Source organism: Pseudarthrobacter siccitolerans (assembly GCF_030823375.1).
In the GTDB taxonomy this organism is placed as follows: domain Bacteria; phylum Actinomycetota; class Actinomycetes; order Actinomycetales; family Micrococcaceae; genus Arthrobacter; species Arthrobacter siccitolerans_A.
Map to the genome: position 1 here is coordinate 3366073 of NZ_JAUSXB010000001.1, position 16653 is coordinate 3382725.

At 64.8% G+C, this 16653-nt stretch carries 17 protein-coding genes and 3 tRNA genes; 15 read left to right on the forward strand and 5 right to left on the reverse strand.

Annotation, left to right across the window (positions count from 1 at the left end; all coding sequences use genetic code 11):
• Positions 1-2 precede the first annotated feature (2 nt).
• Together QFZ36_RS15680 and QFZ36_RS15685 are read right to left on the reverse strand one after the other, a co-directional pair.
• A complete protein-coding gene (locus QFZ36_RS15680) occupies positions 3-1082 on the reverse strand; it encodes a DMT family transporter (protein ID WP_306637845.1) in 1080 nt (359 codons plus the stop codon).
• Between the two features lie 76 nt (positions 1083-1158).
• Positions 1159-2217, reverse strand: coding sequence for a PHP domain-containing protein (locus tag QFZ36_RS15685; RefSeq protein ID WP_306637846.1), 1059 nt, complete (start codon positions 2215-2217; stop codon positions 1159-1161).
• A 164-nt stretch (positions 2218-2381) separates the two neighbouring features.
• Here QFZ36_RS15685 and QFZ36_RS15690 point away from each other — a divergent pair.
• The 8 genes from QFZ36_RS15690 (at position 2382) to QFZ36_RS15725 (ending at position 5501) form a co-directional block, all read left to right on the forward strand.
• Positions 2382-2454, forward strand: a tRNA-Glu gene (locus tag QFZ36_RS15690).
• A 91-nt stretch (positions 2455-2545) separates the two neighbouring features.
• A tRNA-Asp gene (locus QFZ36_RS15695) sits at positions 2546-2619 on the forward strand.
• A gap of 48 nt (positions 2620-2667) precedes the next feature.
• A tRNA-Phe gene (locus QFZ36_RS15700) sits at positions 2668-2743 on the forward strand.
• Positions 2744-3261: 518 nt separating this feature from the next.
• Positions 3262-3723: an Asp23/Gls24 family envelope stress response protein gene (locus tag QFZ36_RS15705; RefSeq protein ID WP_306637847.1), complete on the forward strand. Its 462-nt coding sequence runs from the start codon at positions 3262-3264 to the stop codon at positions 3721-3723.
• A complete protein-coding gene (locus tag QFZ36_RS15710; protein WP_306637848.1) occupies positions 3720-3911 on the forward strand; it encodes a hypothetical protein in 192 nt (63 codons plus the stop codon). Before QFZ36_RS15705 ends, QFZ36_RS15710 begins: the two co-directional genes overlap by 4 nt.
• Positions 3908-4288 (forward strand): hypothetical protein, encoded by a 381-nt coding sequence (locus QFZ36_RS15715; RefSeq protein WP_306637849.1) that lies wholly within the window; start codon positions 3908-3910, stop codon positions 4286-4288. Before QFZ36_RS15710 ends, QFZ36_RS15715 begins: the two co-directional genes overlap by 4 nt.
• Positions 4285-4893: a DUF6286 domain-containing protein gene (locus QFZ36_RS15720; RefSeq protein ID WP_306637850.1), complete on the forward strand. Its 609-nt coding sequence runs from the start codon at positions 4285-4287 to the stop codon at positions 4891-4893. Before QFZ36_RS15715 ends, QFZ36_RS15720 begins: the two co-directional genes overlap by 4 nt.
• A complete protein-coding gene (locus tag QFZ36_RS15725) occupies positions 4890-5501 on the forward strand; it encodes a hypothetical protein (protein WP_306637851.1) in 612 nt (203 codons plus the stop codon). The genes QFZ36_RS15720 and QFZ36_RS15725 overlap by 4 nt, the downstream gene beginning before the upstream one ends.
• 12 nt (positions 5502-5513) lie before the next feature.
• On the opposite strand, the gene QFZ36_RS15730 is transcribed toward QFZ36_RS15725, so the two are convergent.
• Positions 5514-7316, reverse strand: a complete 1803-nt coding sequence (locus QFZ36_RS15730) for a glycoside hydrolase family 13 protein (protein WP_306637852.1) — start codon at positions 7314-7316, stop codon at positions 5514-5516.
• Positions 7317-7456: 140 nt separating this feature from the next.
• On the opposite strand from QFZ36_RS15730, the gene QFZ36_RS15735 reads away from it, so the two are divergent.
• From QFZ36_RS15735 to QFZ36_RS15755, 5 genes are all read left to right on the forward strand, one after another.
• Positions 7457-8746, forward strand: a complete 1290-nt coding sequence (locus QFZ36_RS15735) for an ABC transporter substrate-binding protein (RefSeq protein WP_306637853.1) — start codon at positions 7457-7459, stop codon at positions 8744-8746.
• Between the two features lie 7 nt (positions 8747-8753).
• Positions 8754-9791 carry a carbohydrate ABC transporter permease gene (locus QFZ36_RS15740; protein WP_091420997.1) on the forward strand — a complete coding sequence of 346 codons (1038 nt, stop codon included), beginning with the start codon at positions 8754-8756 and terminating at the stop codon, positions 9789-9791.
• Entirely contained in the window at positions 9788-10684 is an 897-nt protein-coding gene (locus QFZ36_RS15745; protein ID WP_306637854.1) for a carbohydrate ABC transporter permease, read from the forward strand. Before QFZ36_RS15740 ends, QFZ36_RS15745 begins: the two co-directional genes overlap by 4 nt.
• A complete protein-coding gene (locus tag QFZ36_RS15750; protein WP_306637855.1) occupies positions 10681-10929 on the forward strand; it encodes a hypothetical protein in 249 nt (82 codons plus the stop codon). Before QFZ36_RS15745 ends, QFZ36_RS15750 begins: the two co-directional genes overlap by 4 nt.
• A gap of 139 nt (positions 10930-11068) precedes the next feature.
• A complete protein-coding gene (locus QFZ36_RS15755; protein WP_306637856.1) occupies positions 11069-12121 on the forward strand; it encodes a LacI family DNA-binding transcriptional regulator in 1053 nt (350 codons plus the stop codon).
• Between the two features lie 55 nt (positions 12122-12176).
• Here the strand turns inward: QFZ36_RS15755 and QFZ36_RS15760 are convergent, their stop codons facing one another.
• Positions 12177-13064: a hypothetical protein gene (locus QFZ36_RS15760; protein WP_306637857.1), complete on the reverse strand. Its 888-nt coding sequence runs from the start codon at positions 13062-13064 to the stop codon at positions 12177-12179.
• Between the two features lie 34 nt (positions 13065-13098).
• Positions 13099-13905, reverse strand: coding sequence for an exodeoxyribonuclease III (locus QFZ36_RS15765; RefSeq protein WP_306637858.1), 807 nt, complete (start codon positions 13903-13905; stop codon positions 13099-13101).
• A 160-nt stretch (positions 13906-14065) separates the two neighbouring features.
• On the opposite strand from QFZ36_RS15765, the gene QFZ36_RS15770 reads away from it, so the two are divergent.
• Together QFZ36_RS15770 and QFZ36_RS15775 are read left to right on the forward strand one after the other, a co-directional pair.
• Entirely contained in the window at positions 14066-15565 is a 1500-nt protein-coding gene (locus QFZ36_RS15770; RefSeq protein ID WP_306637859.1) for a CoA-acylating methylmalonate-semialdehyde dehydrogenase, read from the forward strand.
• Entirely contained in the window at positions 15565-16650 is a 1086-nt protein-coding gene (locus QFZ36_RS15775; protein WP_306637860.1) for an enoyl-CoA hydratase/isomerase family protein, read from the forward strand. The genes QFZ36_RS15770 and QFZ36_RS15775 overlap by 1 nt, the downstream gene beginning before the upstream one ends.
• The last annotated feature ends 3 nt before the right edge of the window (positions 16651-16653 follow it).

The following is a 16653-nucleotide window of genomic DNA, read 5'->3' on the forward strand; positions in this document are numbered from 1 at the left end:
CTTTAGCGGGAAGTGCTCCGCTTGGCCTCGCGTCCCGGAACTGGTCCTGCGGCTTGCCTCGCCGTTGGTCCTGCAGTTGGCCCAGCCGCCTGCTCCGCCGCTGGTCTTGCAGGCTGTCCTGCAACATCGTGACGGGTCCCCGGCCGGGACCTGCGCCGGGTCAGGCCCACGCCAATCAGGCAAACGAGGCCGCCGACCATTCCGAGCGCGGTGGGGATCTCGCCCAGCAGGAGCCAGGAGATCAGGATGGTGGTGCCGGGCACCAGGTAGGTGGTGGCTGCGAGCTTGCCGGCATCGATCAGCGAGAGCGCGTACGCCCAGGTGGTGAAGGCAATCGCCGTGGGAAAGACTCCGAGATAGACCAGTCCCATCGTCGCCCCGGGCGGTGCGGCCTGCACCTCGGCCACCAGTTGGCCTGTGAACGGCAGGCAGCATAAGGCGCCCACCAGGATCCCGAACCAGGTGGCCTGGGCGGCGGGAAACTTGCGCAGCACAGGCTTCTGGATGATGACGCTGACTGCGGCGAGCACGGCGGCCAAGAGGCAGAGCAGCACACCCGCAACATCCGCCGTCGGACTTTCCCCCGGCCGGGAGGGCTGGCCGGAACCCCAGGCGATCAGCGCCACGCCGGCGAAGGCAACCAGGCTTCCGATGATGAGCCAGCGGGGGAAGCCTTCCTTGAGGAAGATCCCTGCCATGACGGCCACCAGGATCGGGTTCACGTTGATGAGCAGGGCGCTGGTTCCGGCGTCCAGCACGTGCTCCGCAGCGTTCAGCGCCACGTTGTACCCGCCGAACCACATCGCGCCGTAGGCGAGGATGGGCCACCATTCGCGGCCTTTAGGGAGGAGCCGGCTCTTCAGCAGCTGGGGCAGGACCAGCAGGGACAGTGCGACGGCGGCAACCGCCAGCCTGCCGAGTGTCAGGGAGCCGGGGGAGAAGTGGGGGCCGATGGCCCGGATGCCCACGAAGGCCGACGCCCACAGCACCACCGTCGTGACCATGGCCGCCACTCCAAGGGCTCTGGTGCGGGATGGAAGAGGCGGAGGAACGCTTGAGCTGACGCGGGTGGTTGATGCCATGCTGCCAATGTAGCTGGGGGCAGGGACACCAGGCTGGCGGAAATCGGCCATGTCTAGCCAAGTTCCTGCCAAAGATTCACGGAAGTTGCGGCAAAGGAGATCCCGCCCACTGCAGCAGCCGTTCCACTGGCCAGGTGGTGATGATGCGTTCGGCCGGGACACCGTTCCGTTCCGCGCGTTCGGCGCCGTACTGCAGGAAGTCCAGCTGGCCGGGCGCGTGGGCGTCACTATCGATCGAGAACAGGCACCCTGCTTCCAGCGCCAGCTGGATCAGCGCATCCGGCGGGTCCTGGCGCTCCGGCCGGGAGTTGATCTCGACGGCCACATTGTGTTCGGCGCACGCGGCGAACACCTCTTTGGCATCGAAGTCCGACGGCGGACGCGTCCCCCGCGATCCCTCCACCAGGCGGCCGGTGCAGTGGCCCAGCACATTCGTGTGGGGATCCTGGATACCGCCAAGCATGCGCCGGGTCATGGTCTTTGAATCGGCACGAAGCTTGGAATGGACGCTTGCCACCACAATGTCCAGGCGGTCCAGCAGTTCCGGAACCTGGTCCAGCTCACCGGACTCGAGGATGTCCACCTCGATGCCGCTCAGCAGTTGCACCTTGTGGTCGTGCTGTCCGTCCGAGCCCGGGTGGTCTCCCGCATTGATCCCGTCCACCACATCCAGTTGCTGGAGGAGGCGCTCTGCCGAGAGCCCGTTGGCGATGGTGAGGTTGGGGGAGTGGTCCGTCAGCGCGACGTACTCCCTCCCGAGCACCCCGGCGGCCGCCACCATCAGCTCAATGGGGGATCCGCCGTCGGACCATTCACTGTGGCTGTGCAGATCGCCACGCAGCGCCTCCCGGATGGCGGAGCCGCCGGATGCCAGGGGCTGGATGCCTTTCTCGCGGAGGTCGGCGAGGTAGTCCGGGACCTGGCCCTCCACTGCGTCCCGGATGACCTGGTAGGTCCGGTCGCCGATGCCCTTCATGGATTTCAGCCGGCCGTTCCGGACCCGGGCCGCCACTTCCTCCGGCGGCAGCGGGGCGATCACCGCCGCGGCTTTCCGGAAGGCCTGGACCTTGAAGGTGGCAGCGCGCCCGCGCTCCAGCCAGAAGGCAATCTCATTGAGTGCTGCAACGGCATCCATCAGTCCATCTTCACCTGTGTTTCGGGTTCAGACACGGTGTTTTTGGCCGATTTTGGATATTCCGAACTAAGCCCTATAGTTTTAGAGTCCAGTTCGGAGAAACGCAAAGGACAAAGACGCAAAGCCAAGCTTTACGCCTTTTATTTTGTTCCGAACGGGTTCTGGCCCCCATCGTCTAGCGGCCTAGGACACCGCCCTTTCACGGCGGCGGCACGGGTTCGAATCCCGTTGGGGGTACGCAAGGAACTGGTCAGGCAGGCTAAAAAAGTCTGGTAGGCTGGAAGCCTTGAAAAAAGCGGTAGAGATACTGTGAAAGCAAGAAACGCAAGGCCCTGTAGCGCAGTTGGTTAGCGCGCCGCCCTGTCACGGCGGAGGTCGCGGGTTCAAGTCCCGTCAGGGTCGCTCTGATTGCTGGAAGAAATTCCGGCACTCATGGTGACAAGTCACCTAGGCTCTGTAGCTCAGTTGGTAGAGCGTTCGACTGAAAATCGAAAGGTCACCGGATCGACGCCGGTCGGAGCCACCACTGGGAAGCATCAGTTCTTCGGAACTGGTGCTTTTCTTCTTTAACCCGGGCCGCTAACCCCCACTGGGGGTTCAGGCTAACCCGAGGTAGGGGTCAATTCGGCTGTCTTCTGAGGCTTGTTCGCAAATCCTTGCCTTGAAGATTCTGATCCGCGAAAAAGCTTGGGACCGGGCCGCTCGTCGGGTCGCGTCGGGAGGTGCGGCAGGAGGTGGGCGGCACCGGCCCCACGCTGGGCTGGCCTTGCATCCTCTTCCGGACAAAACACCGTGGCGTGCGCGGTGGGATTGTCCCGAAAAGGGTGTCTTTCGGACGGCATCCATCGGAGACATCCCGAATCGGAGTGCGGTCGAACACATTTGGCCGGTCCCGAAAATTGCGGGCGAACAGTCCCCCAGGAAAAATTGACGGAGCCAGCAGCACTACAGGCAGGAACGTTCCGCGGTGCGGGCGTTCCTGCCTGCTGCCGTTAAGTCACAGCCAGGGGATAGGGTTGGGACCAACAGAAGGGGGAGTGCCTGATGGAATACCAGAACCCACAACCCGGCCAGGGCAGCCACGCTGTGCCGGCTCCGGTACCGGTTCCTGTGCCAGGTCTTGGCCGCACCGTAATCTCCGAAACCGCAGTGGCCAAGGTGGCGGGAATCGCCGCGCGTGCCGTCCCCGGCGTGTACTCGTTGGGTTCCGGACCATCGCGTGCGCTGGGAGCTATCCGCGACGCCGTCGGAAGTTCAGACCATGCCGCCGGTGTCCATGCCGAAGTGGGCGAAACGCAGGTGGCCGTGGACGTCAGCCTGGTGGCGAGCTACGGAACGCCGCTGCATTCCCTGGCCAATGCAGTCCGGGCCGCGGTCTACCGGGCAGTCGAGGAACTGGTGGGGCTGCAGGTGATTGAGGTCAACGTCGAAGTCACGGACGTCTATGTGCCGCCCCCTGTAAAACCTGCAGTTTCCGGCCCGGCCGAGAGGGAGGCGCTGCTGTGAACCTCACCGTCGCCGGTACTGCCATGGGCGCCTTCGTCGCGTTTATGTCCCTCCAATTTGGTTTGTGGGGCTTCCTGATATCCCTGCTCTTTATGGCCATCGGGGCATTCCTGGGCCGCGCCGCGGAAGGAAAACTGGACCTCCGCGGCGTCCTGGACGCCATCACCGGCCGGCGCTCGTCCTCATGAGCTCCACCGCCCCACTGGTCCGGGCGCGGGAGCTCAGCGGCCACAACCGCATCAGTACCCAGGCGCTGACCAGCCTTGCGAAAGCCGCTGCCGGCCAGTTCCTGGGCGTGGAGGCGGAGGACGTGCGGGCTGACTGGGCGGACGACGACGGCCTGCTGGCCCTGTCCCTTGTCACACCTATCAGCATCCCGCCCTTGACTGCCGTGGCCATCGATGCCTCGCGGGTGGATGCCGCCGGCGGCTCCATCCGGGACCGCACGGTCAGGGCAAAAGCGGGCATCCTGGCAACAGTGGCAGAGCTCAGCGGGGCGCATTTGAGCCGGGTAGACATCAGGATCAGCGGAGCAAGGATCACCGAAGGGGGACGGGTGCGATGAGCCGGCACCAGGAGGACCAATCGCCGGACATGGGCCGGGTCCTGCGCCGCGAAACCCATTCAACGCGTGCAGCGCCGGCCATTGCCGCGGCAGTCCTGGTCATGGTTTTCGCTGCCTACGGGCTCCTCGAGGCGGGCGTGCACGCCCTCGGTCAACCGGCATGGCTGATCGAGCCGCAGGTGGCTGCTGAGCGCCTTGTGGCGCTGCCCGCGGGGATCCCGCCGCTGCTTCTGGGCGCCCTCGGTGCGGTGCTGGCGATGTTTGGCCTCGTATTTTTCCTCAACGGGATCCTGCCGGGACGGCGCGCCCGGCATCTCCTGGCCGGCGGCCCGGATCCGGGCGGCCCTGCCGTGGTGGTGGACGACGAAGTCATCGCCTCCTCGTTGGCACGGCGGGCCCGGCTTGCTGCGAACGTCACGCCCGAACAGGTCATGGTGGTTGTCTCGCAGCGCCAGGTGGTGGTCAATGTCCGGCCCACGTCCGGGGTGCCAGTGGAACGGGATTCCGTGCTCGCCGCCGTCGAAAGCGAACTCGCTGCCATGGCGCTGGACCCCTCTCCTGAGGTGCGCGTCAATGTGGCGCCGTCCGGGGTTATTGGCGCATGAACAGCACCCCGACCCTGCTCAACCGGATCCTGATCACCATCCTGGGCCTCAAACTGCTGGCCGTGGGCGTCCTGCTGATGCTGCTGGCCTCCGTCCCGGCCGTCGCTTCCTGGTGGCATTCCTGGTCCGCCGGGGCCTGGGCTGGAGTCAACCAGGCCTTCAACGCCACAAGGTTTCCAGGACGGCCCGAAAGCTGGCTGTGGATCCTGGTGGCACTGGCCCTGCTGGTGCTGATCGGGCTTATGGTGGCCTGGGCAGCCCAGCAAGGAAAAGGCCGGGCCAACCTCCTGGCCATGGAATACGACCCCGGCGAAGTCCCCGGCGATGTGCGGATCGGCGGGGGAGTTGCGGAGCAAGCCCTGAAGCACGCCCTGGCAAACCGACCGGACCTGGCAGGGGCCAGCGTGACCACCTATAACGTCAAAGGCTCCCCCGCCTTGAAGGTTCGCCTGCTGCCGCGACAAGGGGTGGCGCCGCACCTGCTGGCAGACGAGGTGTACGCCCTGGTGGCCGCGCTCGAAGCCGTGGTAGGCAAAAGGATCCCAGTGCTGATCCACATCGGAGCCGGTGCGCGGACGCGCTTCAGCAGGGCTGAGCGCGTCCGCTGACCAGCCGTGGACTTAGTCCTTGGTGAGGTAGACGGTACAGTCCACCGGGATCTCGTCCATCCCGCTCCAGTCTGAGGCGGGTCCAGGACCGCTCGAAAGAACCACGGAATACCCCTCCGGAACCGGGGCGGAGGCGAAACCGAGATTGCCCAGGACCAGGACCTCTCCGTTGTGGAAGGCGAGCAGTCCGCTCTCGGGGGCATGGACCTCAGCCCACGCCAGGGAGCCCCTGCCGAGTTGCCGGGCGGACCGGAATGCGAGGGCAGTCCGGTAGAGCTCCAGGGTTGAACCCTCCACGCCTTCCTGCTGGTCGGCAGCGAGGGGGCCGAAGCTGTCCGGCTGGGGAAGCCAGGGAGCTGCTGCCGCACCTCCGCTTATCGCAAACCCATAACCAGGTGCGTCCTGTGCCCACGGCAGCGGGACCCGGCACCCGTCGCGCCCGATCTCGGCGCCGTTGGTCCTGTGGAACGTGGGATCCTGCCGCGCTTCGGCCGGCAGCGTGGTGTGCTCGGGAAGCCCCAGCTCCTCGCCCTGATAGAGGTAAGCGGAGCCAGGCAAGGCCAGCGATATCAATGTGGCGGCACGGGCGCGGGCCAGCCCCAAAGCCGGGTCGGGCTGCTCATCGTCCGCGGCGATGCCCTTCGGAAAGGTGGTGGGATCTTTGAGCCCGAACCTGGTGGTGTGGCGGACGGTGTCGTGGTTGCTCAGCACCCAAGTGCAGGGGGCACCCACCGAAGCGGCTGCCGCCAGGGACGCGTCAATGGCCTGGGCCACGCGCTCCGCATCCCAGCCCGCCAGCAGGAAATCGAAGTTGAACGCCTGCTGCATCTCGTCAGGCCGGGTGTAGCGGGCCAGCCGTTCAGCGGGCTCCACCCACGCCTCGGCAACCATCATGCGGTCCCCGCCGTACTCCGCCAGTACTTGGTGCCAGTCCCGGTAGATGTCATGGACGCCGTCCTGGTCGAAAAACGGAGAGGGCGGATATACGGGAGAGACGGCGCGGTGCGGTTCCTCTGCATCGGTATGGGCGCCAGGGGCGTCACCGGGAGGGGTTGGCTCCCTCCTGACTTCCGGCGTGCCTTCAACCATGGCGGCCACGCCGTCCCAGTCGGGAAGGCCGGCCTCTTTGACCAGGCCGTGGGCAACGTCCACCCGGAAGCCGTCTGCGCCGCGGTCCAGCCAGAAGCGGAGCACCGAGCGCATCTCGTCCCGCACCTCCGGGTTGTCCCAGTTCAGGTCCGGCTGCTTGGTGTCGAAAAGGTGAAGGTACCACTCACCCGGAGACCCGTCCGGCCCGGTGGTCCGGCTCCAGGCAGGTCCCCCGAAGATCGATTTCCAGTTGTTGGGCGCCCGGTTGCCGTCTCCGGAGCCGGGGATGCCATCCTTGCCCGGCCGGAAGATGTAGCGGTCCCGCTCCGGCGAGCCGGGGGATCCCGCCAACGCCTCCTGGAACCACGCGTGCTCGTCCGAGGTGTGGTTGGGAACCAGGTCCACAATGACCTTCAAGCCCCGCTGGTGAGCTTCCTGCAACATCGCATCGAAGTCGGCCAACGAGCCGAACAGGGGGTCAACCTGGCGGTAGTCGGCAACGTCATATCCCGCATCCGCCTGAGGCGATTTGTAGAAGGGTGAGAGCCAGACGGCGTCCACGCCGAGCTGCTGAAGATAGGGCAAGTGTTGCTTGACGCCGCGAAGATCGCCCATGCCATCGCCGTTGCCGTCCGCGAAGGACCGGGGATAAATCTGGTAGACGACGACGTCCGTCCACCATTGCGTGCCGGTTGGCCGGCCGGCAGGAACGTCCGGGTTGGACATTTGGTTCCTCTCAGATAACTTTTTGATGTAAACGCTTGCATTACCCGCAGCAACCTTACTAGTGTGAGCGTCACCACATCAACCTCACCCAGCAAGCGCACTGTCGACTTACTTGTCACTCAGCGAGGAGCTTCAAGCTAATGAAAACCCGTAGATTCCTACTTCCGGCTGCTACCGCCGGCATCCTGGCCCTGACCTTGTCTGCCTGTGGCGGCGGAGGCGGCGGCACCACCGGAGGTGGCGGTGGCAGTGATGCCGAAGCCAACCTGGACGGCCGGGGTCCCATTACGTATGTACAGGGCAAGGACAACAACAACGTGGTCCGTCCGTTCATCGAGAAGTGGAATGCAGCGCATCCTGATGAAAAGGTCACGTTCAAGGAACAGACAGACAAAGCGGACCAGCAGCACGACGACCTGGTCCAGCACTTCCAGGCGAAGCAGTCCGACTATGACGTGGTCAGCGTAGACGTCATTTGGACTGCTGAGTTCGCTGCCAAGGGTTGGCTGCAGCCGCTCAAGGACAAGATGGCGATCGACACCTCGAAAATGCTTAAGGCTCCGGTTGAGGCTTCCACCTACAAGGGGACGCTGTACGCAGGACCCAAGGATTCCGACGGCGGCATCCTCTACTACCGCAAGGACCTCGTCCCAACGCCACCCAAGACCTGGGACGAAATGATGAGCATGTGCTCGATTGCCAAGGCCAACAACATCGGGTGCTACTCCGGGCAATACAAGCAGTACGAGGGCCTGACGGTTAACGCCTCTGAGGCGATCAACTCGGCCGGTGGATCCGTTTTGGATGACCAAGGCAAGCCGAGCCTGAACACGCCTGAGGCAAAGGCTGGCCTGGAGAACCTGGTTAAGGCGTACGCCGACGGCAACATTCCGCAGGAGGCCATCACCTACCAGGAAGAGGAGAGCCGCCGCGCCTTCCAGTCCGGCAACCTGCTCTTCCACCGCAACTGGCCTTACATCTACAGCCTGATCACGACTGAGGGATCGTCTGCTGTAAAGGACAAGTTCGCAATGGCGCCCCTGCCGGGCAAGGACGGCCCCGGTGCGTCCTCCCTCGGTGGGCATAACGCAGCCATCAGTGTCTACTCCAAGAACAAGGCAACGGCACTGGACTTCATCAAGTACATCGAGACCGAGGAAAACCAGAAGTTCTTTGCAAACCAGGCGTCGTTGGCTCCAATCCTGACCTCGGTGTACGAGGACAAGGAGCTGGTGGCTAAACTGCCCTACCTGAGTGTCCTCCAGACGTCTATCCAGAACGCGGTACCGCGCCCCGTGACGCCCTTCTACCCGGCGGTCACGAAGGCAATCCAGGAGAATGCCTACGCAGCTCTGAAGGGCGAGAAGCCCGTAGAGACGGCACTCTCTGACATGCAGAAGTCCATCCAGTCATCAAGCGCAGGATCGTAATTCAGCCATGGCAACAGAATTAGGCCCGACGCCGGTCACCAAGCCGGCGTCGGGCGGGACTCCAGTCCACCAGGCACCCAAAGGCGTAGGTGAGGATAACAGGATCGCGAGCCAGGGCCGCTGGGCATCGTGGCTCCTTGCCCCCACCGTCATCGCCCTGGGCGTAGTCATCGTTTACCCGATCATCAGTGCCATCGTGATGTCCTTCACGAAGGACGCGGGTCTGGATCCGGCCACAGGTCTCTTCACTGAGGGCGGACCGGCCGGCATCCAGAACTATGTGAACTGGCTGGCGCAGCAGTGCGCAGCCCAGGGCGGCGGCACAGTAGCCTGTCCGCCGGGTACCTTGGCCGGCCAATTCTGGACGGCTACCGGCACCACCTTCATTTTTACTGTCATTACGGTCGCCTTCGAAACTGTCCTCGGTTTCTGGATGGCCATGATCATGGCGCGCACGTTCAAGGGCCGCGGCCTGGTCCGCGCGGCTGTCCTCGTCCCTTGGGCTATCCCCACGGCCGTCACCGCACAGCTGTGGCTCTTTATGTTCGACTTCAACGGAATCATTAACAAGCTGTTCAACGTCAGCATCCTGTGGACCGGCAGCGAATGGCCGGCCAAGTGGGCAGTCATCATCGCTGACACCTGGAAGACCACCCCGTTTATGGCCCTCCTGATTCTGGCCGGCCTGCAAATGATTCCCGCCGAAGTCTATGAGGCGGCCAAGGTGGACGGAGCCACTGCCTGGCAGCGGTTCCGGATGATCACCCTTCCGCTGGTCAAGCCGGCTCTGATGGTGGCCATCCTGTTCCGTACCCTGGATGCGCTGCGTATGTTCGACCTGCCGTACATCCTCACGGGCGGTGCCAACAACACCACCACCCTGTCCATCCTGGTGATCAACCAGATCAGGCAAGGGTTCAACGCTGCGGCTGCCTTGTCCACCATCACGTTCATCATCATCTTCCTGGTCGCGTTCATCTTTGTCCGGTTCCTTGGGGCGAACGTTGTGGAGCAAAGCGGAGCCACCGGTAAGGGGAAGAAATGACCACCGCAACAGCAGATTCAGCCCTGCGGGCACGCCAGGACAAAGGGCGGCAGGCTGCCCAGAACAGGGAAAAGTGGGCCCAGGCGCGGACCTACATCAGCGCCGCCGTCATCCTGATCTGGTGCCTGGCGCCAGCCTATTGGATGGTGGTTACGGCCTTCCGCGAGGTGGGGTTCACGTACGACACAACGCCTTGGCCAACGCACGTGACACTGGACAACTTCATCACTGCCTTCGATACCTCGTTCGGCAACAAGTTTGGTCAAGCGCTGCTCAACAGCGTCTTTATCGGTGTGACCGTCACCGTGATCTCGCTGGTGATCGGCGTCTTCGCCGCGTACGCACTGGCACGCTTGAACTTCCGGTTCAAGTACCTGGTGCTGGGCTTCATCCTGGGTGCTTCCATGTTCCCCGGCGTTGCCCTGATTACCCCGCTGTTCCAGCTCTTCACCAACATCGGCTGGATGGGCACCTACCAGGCCCTGATCATTCCGAACATCTCCTTCGTCCTGCCACTCACCGTCTACACCCTGACCTCCTTCTTCCGCGAAATGCCGTGGGAACTTGAGGAGTCGGCCCGTGTTGACGGCTGCACGCAGGGCCAGGCGTTCCGGAAGGTGATCATGCCCCTGGCGGCTCCGGCGATCTTCACGACGGCGATCCTGGCGTTCATCTCTTCCTGGAACGAGTTCCTGATCGCCAGCCAGCTGTCCAGTGAGGCTACGAAGCCGGTCACGGTTGCCATCGCCAGTTTCGCCGGCGCGCAGCCCAACCAGATCCCGTACACGGCCATCATGGCCGCCGGTACCATCGTCACCATTCCCTTGGTGATCCTGGTGCTGGTCTTCCAGCGCAAGATCGTCGCCGGCCTGACGGCAGGTGCGGTCAAGTGACAAACGGCCCTTCCCGCCCCCGGTCCACGGGGGCGGGAAGCGATGGCCGGCGGATGAGGTCCGGGCAGGACTTCGACATCATCATCGGCTTCCTGGCTTTCTGGGCGCTGGTCCTGCTCGTCGTCACAGTCTGGATGGAAGTAACGGCACAGCCGGCCCTGGGCTGGGCACTGGGCCTGCTGGCCGTCCTCCTCGCGATCTACGGGATGGTGCGGCTGCGCCGGAAGCTGCCGGACCGGAGGTAGCGCAAACGGCTGATCCTCCGCCGTCGGCCGTCCGGCCCAAAAGGTAACACTGCGATATTCCCAGGCGCCCAAAATACTATGGCGTGGGGGCATCGCACAAAGCATGGCGGAGGCCTGCAGGAAGTATTGAGGGGGCACCGTGGCTCGCACAAGTGAAAGGTCCCAACGGGGCGGCCACAGCGGTGTCAGCATCGAAGATGTGGCGGCGGCAGCCGGAGTTTCCACCGCCACTGTTTCCCGGGCGGTCCGGGGCCTGCCCCGCGTCTCCCCGGCCACCCGCGAAAAAATCCTCGAGGTAGCCGGGAACCTGGGCTATGTAGCGTCCAGCTCCGCCTCCGGCCTGGCCACGGGAAGAACCAGGACCATCGGGGTGCTCGCCCCGTTCGTGAGCCGGTGGTTCTTCTCCAAAGCCATCGAAGGCGCGGACCGGGAACTCCACGCCCGGAACTACAACCTTTCGCTGTTCAACCTCGGTGGCCATGGCAGCAACCGGGAGCGGCTGTTCAGCAAGACCATGGTCTACAAGCAGATCGATGCCCTGCTGGTCCTGTGTATGGCGCTGTCCCATGATGAACTCGACCACCTCCAGAAAATCGACATCCCGCTGGTGGTGGTGGGCGGCCACGTGGAAGAGTGCGCCTACATCGGCATCGATGATTACGCCGCCGCGTCCACCGCGGTCCGGCACCTGATCGACCTGGGCCACCGCAACATCGCCCTGCTGCACGGCGACGACGAAACAGACTTGAACTTCGATGTTCCCCGCGTCCGGATCCTGGCTTTCAAGGACGTGATGACCGCCGCGGGCCTCCCCACCCGCCCCGAATGGGATGAGTGGGGGGATTTTACGGTCCGCAGCGGGCAGGAGGCCTTCCGCCGGCTGTGGGCCAAGCCGGGGGACAAGCCAACAGCCATCTTCTGCGCTTCGGACGAGATGGCCATGGGTGTCATCTTTGAAGCCTTGCGGCTCGGCGTCCGGGTGCCGCAGGAACTCTCAGTGGTGGGCATCGACAACCACGATTTCGCCGACGCCATGGGCCTGACCACGGTGGGCCAGCGGCCGGACGAGCAGGCCGAGCTGGCCACCAAGATGCTCCTTGACGAACTGGACGGGGAGACGGGATCGGTCCAGTCCGCCGTCGCGCCCCATGAACTGATTGTCAGAAGGACGACGGCGCCGCCCCGGTCCTAGTGCCTGGGTTCAGTTTCCAGCAGCGTCAGGACGCCAGCCGTCAGGGCGCCAGCCGTCAGGACGCGCGGGCCAGTTGCCGGATGGGGATCCAGCGTGACGCCAGACGGCGGTAGGCCGCGGCAGCGCCTGTCATGTCGCCCTCAGCCAGGCATTCAATGCCAAGCCTAATGTCCATGGGCGAATCGTCCGGGTACACCTTGTCCGCCACCGCCCCGTAGTCCAGTTCCACCATCGACTCCACGTGGAACGTTTCCAGCCACTCCGTGAGCTGGGCGAGGTCATCGAGCATGTCCAGGTCCGGTGCCGCGAGTGCAAGGTTGGCCACCGCGTACCGGGCCCGCTCCAGGGCTTCGGTGATGGGTGCCCACACACGGACGGTGAGGATCCGGCCCGCAGCCTCCACCACGTCCTTGTGGTCTGCTTCCATGAACAGCGAAAACCAGCTGAAGGGGATGCCCCAGGTGGACGCCCGGGTGTGCACGCGGATGGACCCGTCGCGGGCCTTTACCTGATCGATCCGTTCCTGGTGCTTGTCCCGCTGCTCTTCGGGAATGAGCAGCTCCGCCAGGGGGCCGTGGATTCCCTCCATCAGGGCATTGGCCGCCAGGCCCGCGCGCAATACCAGCTGGCTGGGACAGTACAGCAGCACGGGGTCGGCGTCAGCGTCGTCGTCGGACTTTCCTGCCGCGGGTGCGGCCGGGGCAGTGGTGACGCGTACCAGATCGGTGCGTCCCGTGGGGAAGGGGTCACCGCCGGAGCGGGTGATGCGTCCCAGCGAGGCCAGCAGTTCGGCGTTTTCGACGGCGGCACGCGAGGCAGAGCGCGCCCCGGCGGCCTGGATCGCGGCGCGCTGCTCCTCCGGAAAGGCATCCAGCGGTTCGTAGACGCGCAGGGTTGACGAGAATGGCAGGCCGGCCTGGCCCCGGTAGAGGTTTCCCGTCATCACGGTCTCCTTGAATGGGTCCAGGATTCTGTCATCAGCCGGCCAGTTCCACCAGCACGGGGGCATGGTCCGAGGCGCCTTTGCCCTTGCGCTCCTCGCGGTCGATCGAGGCGCCCGTGACGCGCGCGGCCAGGGCCGGGGAGGCCAGCACGAAGTCGATCCGCATGCCTTCCTTCTTCGGGAAGCGGAGCTGGGTGTAGTCCCAGTAGGTGTAGACGCCCGGGCCGGGAGTGTAGGGCCGGACCACGTCGGTGTATCCTGCCGACTCGAAGGCGTGGAATGCTGCCCGCTCCGGCGGACTGACGTGGGTGTAGCGGTTGTTGACGAAAAGATCGATGTCCCATACGTCGTCGTCGAAGGGGGCGATGTTCCAGTCGCCCATCAGCGCCACCTGGGCTTCCGGATTCCGGGCTACCAGTTCCTGGGCATGCGTTTTCAGGCTTTCCAGCCACTTGAGCTTGTACGGCATGTGCTCATCGTCCAGGGAGCGGCCGTTGGGGACGTAGAGGCTCCAGATCCGGACGCCGCCGCAGGTAGCGGCCATGGCACGTGCCTCCTGCACGGGATCCGTGCCCGCCTTGCCGAATGAGGGCTGATCCAGGAAGGTCCGCTCCACGTCTTCGAGCCCCACCCGCGAAGCGATGGCCACGCCGTTCCACTGGTTGACTCCGAAGTGGGCCACCTCGTAGCCCATCCGTTCGAAGAGCTCCCAGGGAAAGTTCTCGTCTTTGCACTTGGTTTCCTGGATGGCCAGCACGTCGCAGTCACTGCGCTGAAGCCAGGCTTCCACGCGGTCGGCACGGGCACGGAGCGAATTCACATTCCAGGTAGCAATCTTCACAGTTCCTAACTTACCTTGGCGGTGCGGCCGCAGGTAAAGCATGCTCCGGCAGGGGCGCCAGGGCCTGTGCGGGCATACCGGGCCGGTGGAGTTTAGTTGGAGGTCCGAGTATATTCGCAACCAGAAATGACCTGGGTCACATGCGAAGGAGCGTCTGCTCATGGTGCGCGAGCTTTCCCACTACGTCGGCGGCCAACACGCCGCAGGCTTGTCCGGCCGTTTCGGCGACGTCTTTGATCCCTGCACCGGGACAGTGCAGGCGCGCGTGCCGCTGGCCGGCAGGGACGAGGTGCACAACGCCGTTGCCGCCGGCGCGAAGGCACAGGAGGAATGGGCGGCCATGAACCCGCAGCGCCGGGCGAGGATCCTGCTCCGGTTCGTGGACCTGGCCAACCAGGACATGGAGGGGCTTGCGCGGCTGCTCTCTTCCGAACACGGCAAGACCCTCGCCGACTCCAAGGGGGACATCCAGCGGGGACTGGAAGTGGTGGAGTTCTCAGCCGGCGCGCCACACCTGCTCAAGGGCGAATTTTCCACCGAAGCCGGATCCGGGATAGACATCCATTCGCTGCGGCAGCCCCTGGGCGTGGTGGCCGGGATTACGCCGTTCAACTTTCCCGCCATGATTCCGCTGTGGAAGTCCGGCCCGGCGCTGGCTGCGGGCAACGCGTTCATCCTGAAGCCCTCGGAACGGGATCCTTCCGTGCCCCTGCGCCTGGCCGAGCTGTACTCCGAGGCGGGCGTCCCGGACGGAGTGTTCAATGTGGTCAACGGGGACAAGGAAGCCGTGGACGCGCTGCTTGAAGATCCCCTGGTCAGGGCCATCGGATTTGTGGGTTCCACCCCTATTGCGCAGTACATCTACGCCACCGCCGCTGCCCACGGAAAGCGGGCGCAGTGCTTCGGCGGTGCCAAGAACCACATGGTGGTGATGCCGGACGCAGACCTGGACCAGGCGGCAGACGCCCTGATCGGCGCCGGGTACGGCTCCGCGGGGGAGCGCTGCATGGCCGTTTCGGTGGCCGTCCCGGTGGGACAGGAAACAGCTGACCGGCTGGTGGCCAGACTCCAGGAACGGGTCAAGTCGCTCAAGGTGGGCCACAGCCTGGACCAGCATGCGGACTTTGGCCCGGTGGTCACGGCTGCCGCCAGGGAACGGATCGTGGGCTGCATCCAGGCGGGAGTGGATGAAGGCGCAACCCTGCTGGCCGACGGCCGCGGCCTCACGGTGGAAGGCTACGACAATGGCTTCTGGGTGGGCCCCACGCTCTTCGACCATGTGACACCGGAGATGGCCATCTACCGGCAGGAGATCTTCGGCCCCGTCCTCAGTGTGGTGCGGGCTGCCGATTACGATGAAGCGCTCCGGCTCTGCAGCGGGAACGAGTACGGAAACGGGGTGGCCATCTTCACCCGCGACGGAGACGCCGCGCGGGATTTCGCCACCCGGGTGGACGTAGGCATGGTGGGCATTAATGTGCCCATCCCGGTGCCCCTGGCCTACTACACGTTCGGCGGCTGGAAAGCGTCAGGATTCGGCGACCTGAACCAGCACGGCGCCGATGCCTTCCGTTTTTACACCAAGACGAAGACGGTCACCACCAGGTGGCCCTCAGGGATACGGCACGGGGCCAGCTTCGTGATGCCGGAAGGAAGTTGATGACGGACAGCACGGAAACCGGTGGGGACCCCAATGCCGAGGTACTGTTTGAACGCCGCGGGCGGCTGGGTGTAGCCACCCTCAACCGGCCCCGGGCGGTGAACGCGTTGACAGCGGGCATGGTGGGTGTGCTCCTGGACCAGCTCACCGCATGGGCGGACGACGACGGCGTTGCCACGGTCCTGGTGCGTGGCGCCGGTGAACGGGGATTGTGTGCCGGCGGTGACATTGTGGCCATCTACGAGGACATCCCCGCCGGCGGGGGGAAGACTGCGGACTTCTGGCAGGCGGAGTACCGGCTGAATTCGCTCATTTCCCGCTACCCGAAGCCGTATGTCGCCTTCATGGATGGGCTGGTCCTGGGCGGCGGCGTGGGCATCTCCGCGCACGGCTCGGTGCGGGTGGTTACTGAGCGGACGCGGATGGGCATGCCGGAGACGACTATTGGTTTTGCCCCCGACGTCGGCGGGACCCTTTTGTTGTCCCGCTCGCCCGGGGAGGCGGGCACCCATGCGGCGTTAACCGGAGCACATCTGAGCGCAGCGGACGCCCTGCACCTGGGCCTCGCCGACCACTACGTCCCGTCCGGGCGGCTCGAGGAACTCATGGTGGCGCTGGAAAGCGAAACTGCGGAAGCCGCCGTCGGACGATACAGCGAGGCGGCGCCGCCCTCAGCACTTGCGCAGCAGCGGGCGTGGATCGACAGCTGCTACGCCTCCGATGACGCCGTGGAGATTGTCCGGCGCCTCCGGAGCTTCGATGGTGAAGGCGGCGGGGAAGCCGCCAATGCCGCCGACACCATCGAGGCGAAGTCGCCCACGTCCGTGAAGGTCACGCTGGCCTCCCTGCGGCGGGTCCGGGGCCTGACGCTGGATGAAGCGCTGGCGCAGGAGTACCGGGTGGGACTGCGTTTCCTGGCGGCGCCCGATTTCCGCGAGGGCATCCGCGCGCAGGTGGTGGACAAGGACCGTGCACCCCGCTGGCGCCCGCCCACTCTCGTGGAGGTGCTGCCGGATCAGGTGGAGCGCTTTTTCGAGCCGCTGGGCAGCAAAGAACTGGACCTTGGATTGAAAGAGCCGAATTGAAGG

What these genes read in the sequence shown, in the direction of transcription:
- QFZ36_RS15680 (WP_306637845.1), bottom strand. Translation starts at nt 1,082, where the DNA reads ATGGCATCAACCACCCGCGTCAGCTCAAGCGTTCCTCCGCCTCTTCCA.
- QFZ36_RS15685 (WP_306637846.1), bottom strand. Translation starts at nt 2,217, where the DNA reads ATGGATGCCGTTGCAGCACTCAATGAGATTGCCTTCTGGCTGGAGCGC.
- QFZ36_RS15705 (WP_306637847.1), top strand. Translation starts at nt 3,262, where the DNA reads ATGGAATACCAGAACCCACAACCCGGCCAGGGCAGCCACGCTGTGCCG.
- QFZ36_RS15715 (WP_306637849.1), top strand. Translation starts at nt 3,908, where the DNA reads ATGAGCTCCACCGCCCCACTGGTCCGGGCGCGGGAGCTCAGCGGCCAC.
- QFZ36_RS15720 (WP_306637850.1), top strand. Translation starts at nt 4,285, where the DNA reads ATGAGCCGGCACCAGGAGGACCAATCGCCGGACATGGGCCGGGTCCTG.
- QFZ36_RS15725 (WP_306637851.1), top strand. Translation starts at nt 4,890, where the DNA reads ATGAACAGCACCCCGACCCTGCTCAACCGGATCCTGATCACCATCCTG.
- QFZ36_RS15730 (WP_306637852.1), bottom strand. Translation starts at nt 7,316, where the DNA reads ATGTCCAACCCGGACGTTCCTGCCGGCCGGCCAACCGGCACGCAATGG.
- QFZ36_RS15735 (WP_306637853.1), top strand. Translation starts at nt 7,457, where the DNA reads ATGAAAACCCGTAGATTCCTACTTCCGGCTGCTACCGCCGGCATCCTG.
- QFZ36_RS15740 (WP_091420997.1), top strand. Translation starts at nt 8,754, where the DNA reads ATGGCAACAGAATTAGGCCCGACGCCGGTCACCAAGCCGGCGTCGGGC.
- QFZ36_RS15745 (WP_306637854.1), top strand. Translation starts at nt 9,788, where the DNA reads ATGACCACCGCAACAGCAGATTCAGCCCTGCGGGCACGCCAGGACAAA.
- QFZ36_RS15760 (WP_306637857.1), bottom strand. Translation starts at nt 13,064, where the DNA reads ATGACGGGAAACCTCTACCGGGGCCAGGCCGGCCTGCCATTCTCGTCA.
- QFZ36_RS15770 (WP_306637859.1), top strand. Translation starts at nt 14,066, where the DNA reads ATGGTGCGCGAGCTTTCCCACTACGTCGGCGGCCAACACGCCGCAGGC.
- QFZ36_RS15775 (WP_306637860.1), top strand. Translation starts at nt 15,565, where the DNA reads ATGACGGACAGCACGGAAACCGGTGGGGACCCCAATGCCGAGGTACTG.